15 protein-coding genes are annotated in these 14,338 nt (G+C 67.5%); 7 read left to right on the plus strand and 8 right to left on the minus strand.

Going from position 1 to position 14,338, the window contains the following annotated elements; all coding sequences use genetic code 11:
- Positions 1-62: 62 nt before the first annotated feature.
- From F1D05_RS25355 to F1D05_RS25370, 4 genes are all read right to left on the minus strand, one after another.
- The gene (locus F1D05_RS25355) at positions 63-659 is read right to left on the minus strand and encodes a GNAT family N-acetyltransferase (protein ID WP_185443006.1); all 597 of its coding nucleotides are present in this window, start codon (positions 657-659) and stop codon (positions 63-65) included.
- 118 nt (positions 660-777) lie between these two features.
- The gene (locus F1D05_RS25360; RefSeq protein WP_185449448.1) at positions 778-1,407 is read right to left on the minus strand and encodes a lysozyme; all 630 of its coding nucleotides are present in this window, start codon (positions 1,405-1,407) and stop codon (positions 778-780) included.
- Between the two features lie 323 nt (positions 1,408-1,730).
- Positions 1,731-2,948 carry a neutral zinc metallopeptidase gene (locus tag F1D05_RS42180; protein ID WP_185443007.1) on the minus strand — a complete coding sequence of 406 codons (1,218 nt, stop codon included), beginning with the start codon at positions 2,946-2,948 and terminating at the stop codon, positions 1,731-1,733.
- A 51-nt stretch (positions 2,949-2,999) separates the two neighbouring features.
- Complete coding sequence (locus F1D05_RS25370) at positions 3,000-4,334, minus strand: neutral zinc metallopeptidase (protein WP_185443008.1); 1,335 nt, start codon at positions 4,332-4,334, stop codon at positions 3,000-3,002.
- Between the two features lie 26 nt (positions 4,335-4,360).
- On the opposite strand from F1D05_RS25370, the gene cysS reads away from it, so the two are divergent.
- Genes cysS through F1D05_RS25385 form a run of 3 tightly spaced genes read left to right on the plus strand, consistent with a single transcriptional unit; the run spans position 4,361 to position 7,002 of the window.
- Positions 4,361-5,794, plus strand: coding sequence for a cysteine--tRNA ligase (gene cysS, locus F1D05_RS25375; RefSeq protein WP_185443009.1), 1,434 nt, complete (start codon positions 4,361-4,363; stop codon positions 5,792-5,794).
- Position 5,795: 1 nt separating this feature from the next.
- Positions 5,796-6,755, plus strand: coding sequence for a 23S rRNA (guanosine(2251)-2'-O)-methyltransferase RlmB (gene rlmB, locus F1D05_RS25380; protein ID WP_185443010.1), 960 nt, complete (start codon positions 5,796-5,798; stop codon positions 6,753-6,755).
- Between the two features lie 43 nt (positions 6,756-6,798).
- Entirely contained in the window at positions 6,799-7,002 is a 204-nt protein-coding gene (locus F1D05_RS25385) for a hypothetical protein (protein WP_185443011.1), read from the plus strand.
- Positions 7,003-7,038: 36 nt separating this feature from the next.
- Here F1D05_RS25385 and F1D05_RS25390 read toward each other — a convergent pair whose 3' ends face one another.
- From F1D05_RS25390 to F1D05_RS25405, 4 genes are all read right to left on the minus strand, one after another.
- Positions 7,039-7,971: a hypothetical protein gene (locus F1D05_RS25390; protein ID WP_185443012.1), complete on the minus strand. Its 933-nt coding sequence runs from the start codon at positions 7,969-7,971 to the stop codon at positions 7,039-7,041.
- Between the two features lie 243 nt (positions 7,972-8,214).
- On the minus strand, positions 8,215-9,102 hold the full coding sequence (locus tag F1D05_RS25395; protein ID WP_185443013.1) for a S1 family peptidase: 888 nt from the start codon (positions 9,100-9,102) through the stop codon (positions 8,215-8,217).
- A gap of 115 nt (positions 9,103-9,217) precedes the next feature.
- Positions 9,218-10,858 carry an alkaline phosphatase D family protein gene (locus F1D05_RS25400; protein ID WP_185443014.1) on the minus strand — a complete coding sequence of 547 codons (1,641 nt, stop codon included), beginning with the start codon at positions 10,856-10,858 and terminating at the stop codon, positions 9,218-9,220.
- Positions 10,859-10,947: 89 nt separating this feature from the next.
- A complete protein-coding gene (locus F1D05_RS25405) occupies positions 10,948-11,532 on the minus strand; it encodes a TetR/AcrR family transcriptional regulator (protein ID WP_185443015.1) in 585 nt (194 codons plus the stop codon).
- 86 nt (positions 11,533-11,618) lie between these two features.
- On the opposite strand from F1D05_RS25405, the gene F1D05_RS25410 reads away from it, so the two are divergent.
- The 4 genes from F1D05_RS25410 to F1D05_RS25425 all read left to right on the plus strand — a co-directional run bounded on the left by F1D05_RS25410 (position 11,619) and on the right by F1D05_RS25425 (position 14,321).
- Positions 11,619-12,770 (plus strand): acyl-CoA dehydrogenase family protein, encoded by a 1,152-nt coding sequence (locus F1D05_RS25410; RefSeq protein ID WP_185443016.1) that lies wholly within the window; start codon positions 11,619-11,621, stop codon positions 12,768-12,770.
- Positions 12,767-13,534, plus strand: a complete 768-nt coding sequence (locus F1D05_RS25415) for an SDR family NAD(P)-dependent oxidoreductase (protein WP_185443017.1) — start codon at positions 12,767-12,769, stop codon at positions 13,532-13,534. Before F1D05_RS25410 ends, F1D05_RS25415 begins: the two co-directional genes overlap by 4 nt.
- A 116-nt stretch (positions 13,535-13,650) precedes the next feature.
- Entirely contained in the window at positions 13,651-13,923 is a 273-nt protein-coding gene (locus tag F1D05_RS25420; protein WP_185443018.1) for a type II toxin-antitoxin system Phd/YefM family antitoxin, read from the plus strand.
- A complete protein-coding gene (locus F1D05_RS25425; RefSeq protein WP_185443019.1) occupies positions 13,923-14,321 on the plus strand; it encodes a type II toxin-antitoxin system VapC family toxin in 399 nt (132 codons plus the stop codon). The genes F1D05_RS25420 and F1D05_RS25425 overlap by 1 nt, the downstream gene beginning before the upstream one ends.
- The last annotated feature ends 17 nt before the right edge of the window (positions 14,322-14,338 follow it).

Here is a 14,338-nt window from a genome sequence, read left to right on the forward strand (position 1 = left end):
ACGGTAGACCCGCCGCCGCACCCTGTCGCGGTGAACGCGTGCCGCGATGAAGAAATTCTTCGTCAATTACTTTCGAGAGGCGTCGGATCAAGCCCGCCTCCGGAAGAGCGGTGCTGCCATTCCTCCGCGAGCATGGCAAAGATCTGCCCGTCGGCCCATTCGCCCTGGAAGAGCTCGGCCTTGACGAAACGCCCTTCCTCGCGGAGACCGAGGCGCTTCAGCAGGTTCGCCGAGCCGGTGTTGTGGGCCCACAGCCGGCCGATGATCCGGTGCATCCCGAGCTCGTCGAAGCCGAGCCGGAGCAGTTCGACGGATGCCTCGGCCGCGTATCCCTTGCCGTGGGAGTCCGGGTGGAACACGAACCCGATCTCGCCGGTGTTGTTCTCGATGCTGTGGACGAACAGGGTCACCTCGCCGAGGTGCTGGCCGGTCTCCCGCAGGATCACGGCAAGCGTCAGCGCCTGGCCGTCGGTATCCATCGGTACGTCGATCAGCCGGGTAGCCAGGGATTCGCGGACCTGCTCGGGCGTCTTCGGGTCGTACAACAGGAACCTGGTGACGTCCTCGTTCGACTGCAACTTCAGCAGGTCGTCGTAGTCGGATCCAAGGTAGCGGCGAAGGGTCAGACGGTCAGTCTCGATCGGCAGCTGGTAGGTCACCCTTCCGAGCCTATGGGACGCCAGCAACCCAATAAAACAAGCGAGGCGCCACCCTCTTCGCTGCTTACGTCCGAAGAACCGGAGGTACGTGTGCTCCAGTTCTTCGGACGTAACGGTGTTATCCGTTGGCGAGGGCAACCAAGCGGGTCTGGTCGCCGTTGAAGCGGTCCTGGTCGATCGGGGTGGAGCTGTACTGCCAGATGGTGTTGTAGCCCCAGCCGCCGGGCAGCGTGCCCGGTGCCGACGCGTACCGCGCCACCCAGAGCGGGTTGGTGCTGCTGAACGCGCTGCTGTTGCCGGTGCAGCGGGTCCACCAGTCCAGGTTCGTGTAGATCGGGGCATCGCGGCCGGTACGGGACTTGTAGGTGTTGAGCCAATCCCGGATCCAGTTGACCATCGATGCCTGGCCCAGCCCGTAACACGTTGCGCCGTAAGGGTTGTACTCGATGTCGAGGGCTCCGGGCAGTGTCCGGCCGTCCCGGGACCAGGCGCCGCCACGGTCGACGAAGTAGTTCGCCTGGTTGGCGCCGCTGGAGTCGTTGGGGGTGGCGAAGTGGTAGGCGCCGCGGATCATCCCGACGTTGTAGGACCCGTTGTACTGCTGGGCGAAGTACGGGTTGGAGTAGTAGTTGCCTTCGGTTGCCTTCGAGTAGGCGAACCGCTTGCCGGCGTTCCACTGCGCTGCCCAGTCGACGTTGCCCTGGTGGCTGGAGACGTCGATGCCTTCGACCGAGGCGGCGGGAGCCATCACGGCCCGGGCCGGCGGCGGTGGTGGGCTGGCGCCAGCCCATGAAGGCTTCGCCTGCCTTGGTGATGCCGTGCTGCCGGGCCTCAGCTGTCGGCTGGTGCTGGGCAGGGCTGGCGGTTGGATCCTGCGGGACGGGTGAGGCGCTGGCGAGGGTGGTGCCGGCAAGCGGGGCCAGGAGCAGGCCGAGCGTGACGGCAGCACCCGTGACGAGGGATTTCACGAGGAACCTCCACAGAGCGATGAGGGGCGGACAGAGCGCTCAGCGGAGGTTTTACCCGGGTTCAGTAAGAAATAACCATCAATCCAAAAAAGATTGTGAGTATCTACCGGACCTTGTCGGAGGTCGCGATGAAGGTGTTGCACTGGGCGACGTTGCGGCTGTTGAAGCCCCGGTTCATCCAGTAGGGCTGAACCACCTTGCTGCCGTGCGTCCGCTGGGTGTCCCACTCGTCGCCGGAGTTGTGCGAGATGAAGTTGTACTCGTTCTTGTAGGCCCTCGAGACGGGCAGCGTCGCCTTGTTCGCGCCCTGGAAGACCGAGGACAGACAGGTCGCCTGGATCTCCATCCGGCGATTGATCTCGAGTTGCGCGGCCTTGGTCGGCGCGGCGTACCAGAGCTCGGCGAACGCGTCGCTGATACCGGTCAGGTTCTGCAGGTGATGGCCGTACTCGTGCGCCATGGTGTCGGCCATGTGCACCCGCACCCACATCTTCGAGACTCTGCTGTTGTTGTAGTTCTGCACGTCGGAGCGACCGTCGATGTAGATGGTCCCGTTGGAGTCGCAGTAGTGCGAGCGGCCCGAGCTTCCCCCGCAGGGCGTCTGGCCGCCGCCGTTCATGGTGATCACGTTCGCCGGCCGGAAGACGTCCCGGCCGAGCCGGACCTGCCGGGCCCAGGCGCGATCCAGGCAGGCCTTCATGGCACGGTTGAAGGCGGTCTCGCCGGCGATACTCGAGGCGTTGGCGGCGGGCAGCCGGCAACCGGTCCCCGGCTGGGTGCCGGTCCGGTAGAACAGGTCCCGGGAGACGACCTCGTAGCTCGTGGGCTGCCGCGGCGGTGGTGGGGTCGTCTTGGTCGGCTGGGGAGCGGTGGTCGTCGGCTGGGCCTCGGTGGGCTCGGTCGTGGTCGGAGCCTCGGTGGGCTCGTCCGACGGGTCAGTGCTGGGGCTGTACGAGTACGTCGGCTCCGGTGAGGTGTGGTCGTGGTCGTTCAGCCGGTTGTGCTTGTTGACGACACCGAAGATCCACAGGCCGACCACTGCCACCAGCATGAGGGGGATGAGGACGAGCCAGCCCTTGCTCTTCTTCTTGGGCTGCTGCGGCCCACCCGGTCCCCAGCCGAACCCGGGTCCACCGGGTCCGCCGTACTGCGGGCCTGGGTACTGCTGTGGCCCGGCGTACGGCGTACCGGCGTACTGCGGTCCGCCAGGTCCGCCTTGTGCACCGAACTGCTGCTGCGGGCCCTGGTACTGCGGCGCGCCCCACTGCTGGGGCGGCCCCTGGTACGGCGGCTGGCCGCCGTACGGGTGCTGGTTCGACAAGGTTCCTCCTCGGGTCAGCACCCTAGCTTTCGGGGGGTTCCCTGGCCGGGATCAGGACACTTGCGAGCTGGGGGCGAGGAAGGTGTTGCAGGCGGCGATGTTGCGGCTGTTGTAGCCGCGGTGGAACCAGTAACCGTGGTTCTTCATCGTGCCGTGGATCCGCTCGCCGTTCGGGTCGGCCTCGTCACCGGAGTTGTTGGTCCAGTAGTCCAGCCCCGACTTCATCAGGCCGGTGAACGGATAGCTGGCCTTGTTCGCGGCCAGGAACACCCCGCCCAGGCAGCTCGCCTGCAGTTCCAGTCGCCGGCTCGCCTCCCATCTCCCGGCGGTCGTCCCGGTCGCGTAGCCCAGGGTGTCGGACGCGTCGAGGATCCCGGTCAGCTCCTGGATGTGGTGCGCGTACTCGTGCGCGACGGTGAACGACATCCCGGCCCGGAGCAAGGCCTGGTTCTGAGCGCCGCGGTACTGCTTGTTCCGCTGCACGTCCAGCGCGCCGGCCATGTAGATCGTCTGGTTCGCACCGCAGTAGTAGGAGCTGGGTGCGTTACCGCCGCACGGCGACTGCACCTGACCGGAGATCACGATCGTCTTCGGCGGCGTGAACGTCGAGCCGCCGGAGCGGACCTGCCGCGGCCAGCCCTTGTCGGCGCAGGCCTTCACCACCGCGTAGTACTTGATCGCGTTGGCGAAGGTGGTCGCCCGGGCGCCGGACTCCCGGCAGCCGATCCCCGGCTGCACGCCAGTCCGGTAGAACTTGCTCCTGCTGACGACCTCGTACGGCGTGGGCTTGCGCGGCGGAGGCGGCGAGGTCTTGGTCGGCACGGGCTCCGTGGACCCGGTGCCTGTCGGCTGCACGGTCGGCTCGTCGGTCGGGCCGTTGGTGGGGCCGTTGGTGGGGTCGGTGGTGCTGGTGTACGTCGGCTGCGGGTCGGCGTAGTTGTCGGCCTGGTGGTTCTTGCTGATCACCCCGGCCACCCAGAGGCCGACGACTCCGATCACCAGCACCACGGGGATCACGAGCCAGCCCTTGCTCTTCTTCTTGGGCTGCTGCGGACCGCCAGGCCCCCAGCCGAACCCAGGCCCGCCAGGAGGCGGCCCGGCGAATTGCTGACCGCCGTACTGGGGCTGACCGCCGTACTGCTGTCCGCCGTATTGCGGACTGCCGTACTGCGGAGCGGGTGGCGGGTACTGCGGGCCACCACCGCCGTACTGCGGGGGTGTGGGCGGGTACTGCGGTGCGCCCCATTGCTGGGGTGGCCCCTGGTAAGGCGGCTGCTGGCCGCCGTACGGCTGCTCGTTCGACAAGGCGTCCTCCTGGGGCAGCACCGTACCGGCAGCCGGGCAGCCCGGCCCAGTGACCGACCTGGGGATAATTGTCAAGAGCACTCTCTGATCACCGTTACCCTTGATCGGTGACACTTCGCTTGTACGACACCGCGACAGCAGCAGTGAGGGATTTCGAACCGGTCCAGCCGGGCAAGGTCGGGATCTACCACTGTGGGCTGACGGTGCAGGGTGCCCCGCACGTGGGACACATCTACAAGGAGATCGTGTTCGACGTGCTCCGGCGCTGGTTCGAGCGCTCCGGGTACGAGGTCACCGTGATCGCGAACGTCACCGACATCGACGACAAGATCCTCGCCAAGTCCGCCGAGCGGGACGTCCCGTGGTGGGCCCACGCCTACGAGTTCGAGCGCGAACTGCACTGGGCGTACGACGTGCTGGGCTGCCGCCCGCCGACGTACGAGCCGCGCGCCACCGGTCACATCCCCGAGATGGTGGAGATGATCGGCGACCTGATCGAGAAGGGGCACGCCTACGCGGCTCCGGACGGTTCGGGCGACGTGTACTTCGACGTGAAGTCGTGGCCGGCGTACGGCGAGCTCTCGCACCAGCGGATCGCGGACATGGAAGCGGCCGAGGACGCGGACCCGCGCGGCAAGCGCGACCCGCGCGACTTCGCGCTGTGGAAGGGCTACACCGAGGGCACCCCGCGGACGGCCTCCTGGCCGACGCCGTGGGGCCGCGGCCGGCCCGGCTGGCACCTGGAGTGCTCCGCGATGGCCGGCAAGTACCTGGGTGACGAGTTCGACATCCACGGCGGCGGCCTCGACCTGCGCTTCCCGCACCACGAGAACGAACTGGCCCAGTCGACGGCGGTCGGACAGAAGTTCGCCCGGTTCTGGATGCACAGCGCGCTCGTCACCGCGGCCGGCGAGAAGATGTCGAAGTCGCTCGGCAACGGCGCCGTCGTGCGGAACGTGGTCGAGCAGGTCCGGCCGATCGAGCTGCGCTACTACCTGGTCAGCTCGCACTACCGCTCGGTGGTCGAGTTCTCGATGGGCGCACTCGAGGAAGCCGCGACCGGCTTCCAGCGGATCGAGGGGTACCTCGGACGCGCGACCGAGGTGACCGGCGGTGTGCAGCCGGCCGCTGACGTGCCGCAGGCGTTCGCCGCCGCGATGGACGACGACCTCGGGACACCGGCCGCGGTCGCCGTGCTGCACAACACTGTGCGGGACGGCAACAAGCTGGTCGCCGATGGCGATTCTCCTGCCCTGCAAGAGAATCTGGCCGCCGTGCGGGCCATGCTCGGCGTGCTGGGTCTCGACCCGCTGGCCGAGCCGTGGGCCTCCCGCGCCGGTGGCAGCGAGGAGCTCACCGAGGTGGTCGACGGCTTGGTGAAGGCGCTGCTGGACCAGCGGCAGGCAGCCCGCGAACGCAAGGACTATGCCGCGTCGGATGACATCCGCGACCGGCTCAAGGCGCTCGGCGTCGTGATCGAGGACACCCCACAGGGCGCTCGCTGGACGATCGCCAAGCCCGAATCAACCGAAGGAAACTGAAGTGCCAGGCAGTAGTCAACGCAAGGGCGCGATCCGCAAGAAGCGCGGCAACCCGACCGCCGGGTCCGGTGGCCGGGTCCGGCAGGGGCTCGAAGGCAGAGGCCCGACGCCGAAGGCGGTCGACCGCACCAAGCACCCAGCGCACAAGCGGGCGAAGGCCAAGGAGCGCGCCGAGAAGCGCACCACCGGCCGTCGCCCCGACCGCAAGGACACCGACGCCACGGTCGAGTGGGTGTACGGCCGCAACCCGGTCGTCGAGGCGCTCCGCGCCGGCGTGCCGGTCAGCGCGCTCTATGTAGCCGAGGGCACCGAGCGGGACGCCCGGCTGCGAGAGGCGCTGCTGATCGCCGTCGAGCACGGCATCTCGCTGCTGGAGGTGCCGCGGATCGAGCTGGACCGGCTCACCAGCCACGGCGCCCACCAGGGCCTCGCCGTCCAGATCCCGCCGTACGAGTACGCGCACCCGGACGATCTGCTCCGGATCGCGTACGACGCGAACCAGGTGCCGCTCATCGTGGCGCTCGACGGTGTGACGGACCCGCGCAACCTGGGTGCGATCACCCGGTCCGCGGCAGCGTTCGGGGCCCAAGGCGTGGTGGTGCCGGAGCGGCGTACGGCGTCGATGACGGCGTCGGCCTGGAAGACCTCCGCGGGTGCCGCGGCCCGGATCCCGGTCGCCCGCTGCACGAACCTGAACCGCGCGCTGAAGTCCTACAAGGACGCCGGCCTGCTGATCGTCGGCCTCGACATGGGCGGCGAGATCGAACTCCCCGACCTGCAGGCAGCCACCGACCCGATCGTCCTGGTCGTCGGCAGCGAAGGCAAAGGCCTGGCCCGCCTGGTCCGGGAGAACTGCGACATCATCGTCTCCATCCCGATGACCAGCAGCACCGAGTCCCTCAACGCCGGCATCGCCACCGGCGTAGCCCTCTACGAAATCTCCCGCCGCCGCGGCCAGTGATTTGCTGACCGCGCACATCCGGCAGGTCGCGGAAGAGGAACTGGTGTTCGACCCGGCCGACCCGATCATCGAGGCTCGGACGAACACTTGGAGTCTCGCAACCGACGACGGGGAGCGCACCGCGCTCTCCGTCGCCGAGGTTATCGGTGCCTTCGAGGACTGCGCGTCGGCACTTCGCAGTCGATGGAGAATGAAGGCCGCCGAGATCAGGCTTGAACACCGAACCGGGACCTCGGACAGGAAATAACGTGTTCTAGGTGCCGGTCTGTTGTTCAAGGCTGGGTCAGGCAGCGGATCTCGCTAGCGCCTGGTGAAGTCTTCGGCCGGTGATGTCGGGCAGGTCCAGGTCCGGCCAGCCGACTCTGATGACGCCGTACCCTCTCTCTCGTAGGCGATCCTCACGCCACTTTTCGGCGACCAGATCCTTCGCAGACCCGTACTTGCGGGCTCCGTCGAACTCGACGATCAGAGATTTTTGCACCAGAAAGTCGACCCGTCCGAGAAGGCGTCCGCCGATGTCGCGGATCTCCACCTGGAGCTCCGGCTCGGGTAATCCGCGATTGGCCATCAGCACTCGAAGGCGGGACTCACCGACGGATTCGCTCTTGCCATCGGCGAACTCGGCCGCGGCTCGCGCTGCCGGTGCTCCTGGCCAGTGCTGGATTCGCTTTGCCATCTCGATCAGCTGGTCCTTCGTCACCAGCCCTTTTTGCAGAGCGGCATCGGCCAGCGCGACTCCGACCTCGTAGGAGGTCGTACACGTGGTCTCGGCCACCGCCCGAGCGGCGGTGGTCCGGCGGAGGCCCGACAGCTCGCAGATGTCGTCCGGCCCGAGTGCCGATCGGTGGACCTGCACGGATCGATCGGATCGGGCCCGGCCGGTTGCTCGAGTCACCTGCACCCGTCCGAAGCCCATGCCCCAGGTCGGCAGGCCGTGCACGAGCGTCGCCGACTGGTGACTGAGCAGAACGTCACCAGTCATTCGCTGCATCACCGCGTGGGCCATCAGGAGATGGAATCGGCTGGTGCGCTCCCATGGGAGTTCGCCGTCCGGGGGTGCCTTGGTCTCGACGTACACATCTCTGCAGAGCCGCCTCCACTGTTTCGTCCTCGGCCGGAGCCGGATCTGGCTGTCGCTGTAATTCGCCGCCAGCGCGTCGGCCCGGCTGAACCACCCGCCTCGCTCGGCGGCGATCGTCGTCAATCTCTTGTTCACACCAGAGAAGATGCAGCCGGACCCGTCTCGCCGGCCGCCTGATCTGCCCGGGGTGGATAACCACATCGCGGGGGTCAGCACAACTAGGCGGGACCTCGGACATGTTATTTCCTGTCCGAGGTCCCGGCGTACTGTCCTAACCCCCTAGATGCGGGCGGGGACGACAGAGGGGTTGGTGCTCAGTAGACCTTGACGTTGTAGGTGCAGAAACCCCCTGCCAGAGCAGGGGGTTCCGACGATCGATCAGTAGACGCTGACGCCGTAGACCGAGAGGGCCTCGGTGACCGGCTGGAAGAACGTGGTGCCACCGGACGAGCAGTTGCCGCTGCCGCCGGAGGTCAGGCCAAGTGCCTTCGTCCCGTCGAACAGCGAGCCGCCGGAGTCGCCGCCTTCGGCGCAGACGTTTGTCTTGATCAGACCGGAGACCGAGCCCTCGGCGTAGTTCACCGTGGCGTTGGTGCCGGTGACCGAGCCGCTGTGTACGCCGGTCGTGCTGCCGCTGCGCTTGACGGCTTCACCGACGAAGGCGTTCGCGGCCGAGGTGATGTCCTGGGACGACCCGTTGTAGAGGTCGACCGTGCCGGGGTGGTTGGTGAACGAGCTCGCGTACTTCACGATCGCGTAGTCGTTCCCGGGGAAGCTGGAACCGGAGGTGGTGCCCAGCGTCGTGGTGTGGCCGGAGTTCGAGTACCAGGTGGAGGCGATGTTGCCGCAGTGGCCGGCGGTCAGGAAGTAGTACGTGCTGCCGCTGCGGACGTTGAAGCCGAGCGAGCAGCGGTACTGGCCGCCGTAGATGGCGTCGCCACCGGCGATCCGCTTGCTCAGCTTGCCGGAGATCTTCTCCAGCGTGATCCGGCTGCCGAACTGCTTGGTGACGCCGGTCAGCGAGTTCAGCTTCGAACCCGTCACGGTGTCGTCGTACGACACGATGATGCGGCCGTCGGGGAGCGTCACCCAGGCGGTACCCGGGATCGACGCGTCCTTGCTCAGGGTGGAGGTGATGCTGCCCGCCGATACCTTGGACAGGTCGACGGGGGCGGCCGTCGCCTGAGTGGCCATCAGGGCGGTGGTTGCTGCCAGGCCTGCTGCGGCCAGCACTGCTGCGGTACGTCGGATCTGGATGAACTTCACGGTTCAGCCTCCTCACGATGAGGACGCGCTCGGGGCGGGTGCGTCCTTGACTTAACCGTGATGAAACCTACCGGAAGTTGTCACAAAGTAAACGTCTCAATCCAGAGCGTAAGGGTTATCCTCCGTGCTCCACGGTCCGCCGCAGGATCTGCCGATCCCCGGAGAGTGCGGCATGGTCGACTTCGATCAGCCATCGGTCGTCGGCGGCTGTGACCGTCATCACACCGTTCCCGAACCACGGCCCGTACGCCGTCCGCCAGCGGGCCGCGACGTCACGCACCCCCGCCGACCGGGCCAGCTTGTGCAGCAACGCGGTCATCCACCAGGTGTCGAGCAGCTTGTTCGCCAACTGGATATGCCGGCCGATCGGGTTCCGGAACGGCGACATCGTCAGCTGGCGAATCGCAGTACCGGGGTGATCGACCGCGGCGAGCTCGGCCTCGGCCAGGTAGCTGCAGTGCACGTCGCCCGACAGCATCAGGATCGACGCCGGCGGATTCTCGCCGCGGACCAGGTCGGTGAGCAGGTCGGTCACGTCGTCGAACGAGTTCCGGAACGACGCCCAGTGCTCCAGATCCATCTCCTGCCGGATCTTCTCGCCGACGTCGGCGGCCCGATGTCCCCAGGCGCCGGAGGCGACCGCCTCGTTCCAGCCCTCCAGGTGATGCAGACCGGGCGCGAGCAGGAACGGCAGCGTCGAGGCGAGCAGCAGGTGGTTGATCGGCTGGGTGGCGCCGACCGTGTGCCGGCGGACCCACTCCCACTCGTGCTGGTCGACCATCGCCCGCTTCTCCGGCTGGAGCTCCCGGGAGCAGCGCGAGTCGATCGCGACCAGCCGGACGCCCTTCGAGCGGGCGCCGAAGTCGCGGTAGAAGCTCCAGCGGGTCGAAGCCGGGTCGTCGTCGGCCTCCCACGCGAACGCGTCCAGGTAGGAACTGCGTTCGTCCTCGTCGTCGAGCGCCCGCATCGCGGCGTACGTGGGGTCCTTCTCGAGTTGCTCCGGTGAGAGGTTGCCGAGGTGCTGATAGACCCAGTACGACGCGTAGGCGCCGACGACGCGGTCGTGCCACCACGGTTGCGCGGTGACCCAGCGGCGCCAGCTCAGTGAGGTGTTCCAGTCGTCCCGCAGGTCGTGGTCGTCGAGCAGCATGCACAACGGCACCGTCGAGAAGAGCCAGCGGACCGCAGGGGTCAGCCACGCATCGTCGTACAGCCAGGTGTACTCCTCGAAGTTGCCGATCTCGTCGGCCACCTCGGATCCCTGCCGCCCACCGTGTGCCGCCCTGAGCTTGGCCAGTACTGCGTCCGACGGGTCGTCGGCGTACACCTGATCGCCCAGCAGCAGGACCGCGTCAGGGCGCTCCGCCTCGCCGCCGGCCATCCGCTCGGCCAGTGCGACGAGTGCATCCGGGCCGAAATCCTTGAAGCCCTGCTCGTCGAACGGCGCCGATCTGCGGCAGGATCCGAAGGTCAGCCGGAAGCTCCCGTCGGCCCGCGGCGTCCGGATCACGCTCGGTCCGTACGGGCTGTCCGCGAGCGGCCAGACCTGCGAGTCGTCCAGCCGCACCTCGTACGGCGTCTCGCTCGCCGGCGTCAATCCTTCGATCAGCACCAGGGCGTAGTGATGCCCGTGCACCGTCCAGGTCGGCGCCCGGTGCCCGAGGATTTCCACCGTGCACGGTTCGTCGGTCTCGACCCACACGGTCGCCCGCGTCTCGTCGACGTACCGGAGCAACGGCCCCAACTTCAGCTGCATCCGCCCCACGCTATCGACTACAGCAAGTTCTGGGTGTCAGGGGAAGGCGTAGTGAGTGGAGGCTGCATCCGTCCACGCGATCGACTGGGTCAGTCGTGGCGGAGGGAGTGGAGCACGAAGGACGCCAGTTCGCGGTAGGCCTCGGCGTCGGACAGGCCGGTCCGGCGGGCGATGTCGCCGCGCTGGATCGCCTGCATGGTGTGCGCGACCATCTCCGCCGCGAAGCCGATGTCGACCTGCCGGAACGCCTTGTCGGCGATCCCGTCCTCGATCAGCGTCCGGACCCGGTCGGCCGCGATCCGGGTGTTCCGCTCGTACACGGACCTGGCCGGCGCGAAGGTCGCCACGTCGTCCAGGAAGGTCCGGCTGGCCGGCCGGAGCGCGTCCGCGACAGCGTTCAGGTACGCCGCGATCCGGCGGTCGGGCCGGGTCTGCTTGGCGACCGCGGATTCGACTTCGGCGGTGGCGTTCTTGAAGTAGTGCTTCACCACCTCGACGGCGAGCTGTTCCTTGCTCGGCGCCAGCGCGTACAGGGTTGTCTTGCTGCACCGCAGCTCGGCCGCCAGGTCATCCAGGGTGAACCGGCTGAAGCCCTGGGTGAGGAACAGGGACAGGAGCCGGTCGAGCAGCTCGGACTGCCTGCGCGTGCGGCGCCCGGGGACGACTGTTGTCATATCGAGACAGCATAGAACGATACGGAACTTTGGTCTTCAGTATCAAGCGGAGTATCATTTCGGCAAGCCACTGAGAGGGGTGCGTGATGGCTGTCGATCGCTTGTTGCCGACCGAGGAATCCACCGATCTGCTGGCTCTCGTGCGGGACCTGTGCGAGCACGAGCTCGCGCCGTACGCCGCCAAGGCCGAGGAGACCGAGTCGTTCCCTCGGGAAGCGTTCCGGACCATCGGCAAGGCCGGCCTGCTCGGCCTGCCCTATCCCGAGCAGTACGGCGGCGCCGAGCAGCCGTACGAGGTCTACCTGCAAATGCTCGAGGAGATCGCCTCGGCCTGGATGTCGGTCGGTGTCGGCCTGTCGGTCCACACCATGACGAGCTACGCCGTCGCGACCTTCGGTACGCCGCAGCAGCGCGAACTGCTGCTGCCCGACATGGTCGGTGGCGAGCTGCTCGGCGCCTACGCGCTGTCGGAGCCGCAGGCCGGTTCGGACATCAGCGGGATGACAACGAAGGCCGTCCGGGACGGCAACGACTACGTGCTGAACGGCACCAAGTCCTGGATCACCCATGGCTCGTACGCCGACTTCTACACGACCTTCGCCCGTACGTCGGCCGACCCGAAGCACGGCATCTCCGCGTTCCACGTGCCGGCCTCGAGTGCGGGGCTCAGCTTCGGCGCCCCGGAGCGCAAGATGGGCCTGACCGGATCCACCACGACGCTGGTCAACTTCGACAACGTCCGGGTGCCGGTGGCGAACCTGATCGGCGAAGAAGGCGCGGGGATGCGGATCGCCTTGTCCGCGCTCGACTCGGGCCGGCTGGGGATCGCGGCCTGTGCGGTCGGCCTTGCCCAGGCAGCGCTCGACCTCGCCGCGTCGTACGCGCAGGAGCGCAAGCAGTTCGGCCAGGCGATCTCGGACTTCCAGGGCATCCAGTTCCTGCTCGCGGACATGGCCGCGGCGACCGAATCGGCCCGCTGCACCTATCTGAACGCGGCCCGGCGGCGTGACCTCGGCCGGCCGTTCACCCAGCAGGCGGCGATCGCGAAGCTGGTCTGCACGGACAACGCGATGAAGGTGACCACGGACGCCGTCCAGGTGCTCGGTGGCTACGGTTACACCCGGGAGTTCCCGGCCGAGCGCTACATGCGCGAGGCCAAGGTGACCCAGATCTTCGAAGGAACCAACCAGATCCAGCGCCTCGTCATCAGCCGCGACCTGCTCAGGAGTGTTCGATGAAACTTGCCTCTACCGATGTCGCTCTCGTCACCGGTGGCGGTTCGGGCCTGGGGGAGGCGACCGTACGCCGGATCGCCGCGTCCGGGACCGGCGTGGTGATCTGCGACCTGCCGTCGTCGGCGGGCAAGGCGATCGCCGACGAGCTCGGTGACCGGGTCCTCTTCGTCCCGACCGATGTCACCGACGAGGCCGCGGTGACGGCCGCCCTCGATGCGGCTGCCGAGCTCGGTTCGCTCCGGCTGGTCGTCACCTGCGCAGGAATCGCGACTCCGGGCCGGGTCGTCGGCCGCAAGGGCCCGTTGCCGTTAGCAACCTTCCGTCAGGTGATCGAGGTCAACCTGATCGGCACCTTCAACGTGCTCCGCCTCGCCGCCGAGCGGATGATCGACCTACCGGCCGGCGAAGACGGCGACCGCGGCCTCGTCGTGATGACCGCCTCCATCGCGGCGTACGACGGGCAGATCGGCCAAGCGGCGTACGCGTCGAGCAAGGGCGGCATCGTCGCCCTCACCCTGACGGCCGCCCGCGACCTGGCCGACAAGGGCATCCGGGTAGTCACGATCGCCCCCGGCACCATGGAAACCCCCATGCTTGCCGGCCTCCCCGAAGACGCCCGCAAGGTCCTCGAACAGCAGGTCCCTCACCCCGCCCGCCTCGGCCGCCCCTCGGAGTACGCCGCCCTGGTCGACCACATCGTCTCCAACCAACTCCTCAACGGCGAAGTAATCCGCCTGGACGGCGCCCTCCGCATGCCCCCCCGCTGAAAACTGCCCTGTGGACAGCCACTGACCCGGCTCGCATCGCGGATAACTTCTCTGTCGAATCGAAGAGACGATTCACCACAGAGAGGTATCTGACAAATATGTACTACGATGGTGCCATGGCTGAGGTCCCGGTACGGATGCTGAACCAGGAGACCGCGAAGGTGTTGTCGCGGGTGAAGCAGGGCGAGGAGATCGAGATCACCGAGCGAGGCGCGGTGATCGCACGACTTGTGCCCGCCAAGCCGTCTCCGGTCACGCGCTTGCTGGAGACCGGCAAACTGCGCCTACCGCGAACGTCCGGCCCGATGCCACACCCTCGGGGCGAAGTGCGGACAGGCCGGCAATCTGATGAGGTGCTGGCAGAGATGCGCGCCGACGAGCGGTACTGATGATCTACCTCGACACGGCGGCCCTGGTGAAACTGGTCTGCCACGAGGCGGAGTCGGATGCCCTCGTCGACTGGATCGCGGATCACACGGACGAGCTCTTGGTCTCCTCGGCGATCGCGGAGGTCGAGGTTCCACGCGCCGTACGACGAATTGAACCGGCGCTGCTCGCCAATGTGCCGGGAATGCTCGGCCGGATCGCCATCTATGAGATCGATGAGGTGGTGAGAGCCACTGCGGCGGCCTACGAGGAACCCCTCCTCCGTTCACTCGACGCAATCCACCTAGCCACGGCGGACGCTGTGCTAGGTGAGGACCTGACGGCATTGGTCAGCTACGACCGACGGCTGCTTGCCGTCGCGGAGAAGCTGGGACTACCGACCGCCGCGCCTGGCGTCTGATGGCGCGGCCGGGGCTC

It is taken from the genome of Kribbella qitaiheensis, assembly GCF_014217565.1.
Lineage (GTDB): Bacteria > Actinomycetota > Actinomycetes > Propionibacteriales > Kribbellaceae > Kribbella > Kribbella qitaiheensis_A.

Coding starts and splice junctions, on each gene's coding strand:
- F1D05_RS25425 (WP_185443019.1), top strand. CDS start 13,923: ATGATCTACCTCGACACGGCGGCCCTGGTGAAACTGGTCTGCCACGAG.
- F1D05_RS25405 (WP_185443015.1), bottom strand. CDS start 11,532: ATGACAACAGTCGTCCCCGGGCGCCGCACGCGCAGGCAGTCCGAGCTG.
- F1D05_RS25420 (WP_185443018.1), top strand. CDS start 13,651: ATGGCTGAGGTCCCGGTACGGATGCTGAACCAGGAGACCGCGAAGGTG.
- F1D05_RS25400 (WP_185443014.1), bottom strand. CDS start 10,858: ATGCAGCTGAAGTTGGGGCCGTTGCTCCGGTACGTCGACGAGACGCGG.
- F1D05_RS25415 (WP_185443017.1), top strand. CDS start 12,767: ATGAAACTTGCCTCTACCGATGTCGCTCTCGTCACCGGTGGCGGTTCG.
- F1D05_RS25360 (WP_185449448.1), bottom strand. CDS start 1,407: ATGGCTCCCGCCGCCTCGGTCGAAGGCATCGACGTCTCCAGCCACCAG.
- F1D05_RS25410 (WP_185443016.1), top strand. CDS start 11,619: ATGGCTGTCGATCGCTTGTTGCCGACCGAGGAATCCACCGATCTGCTG.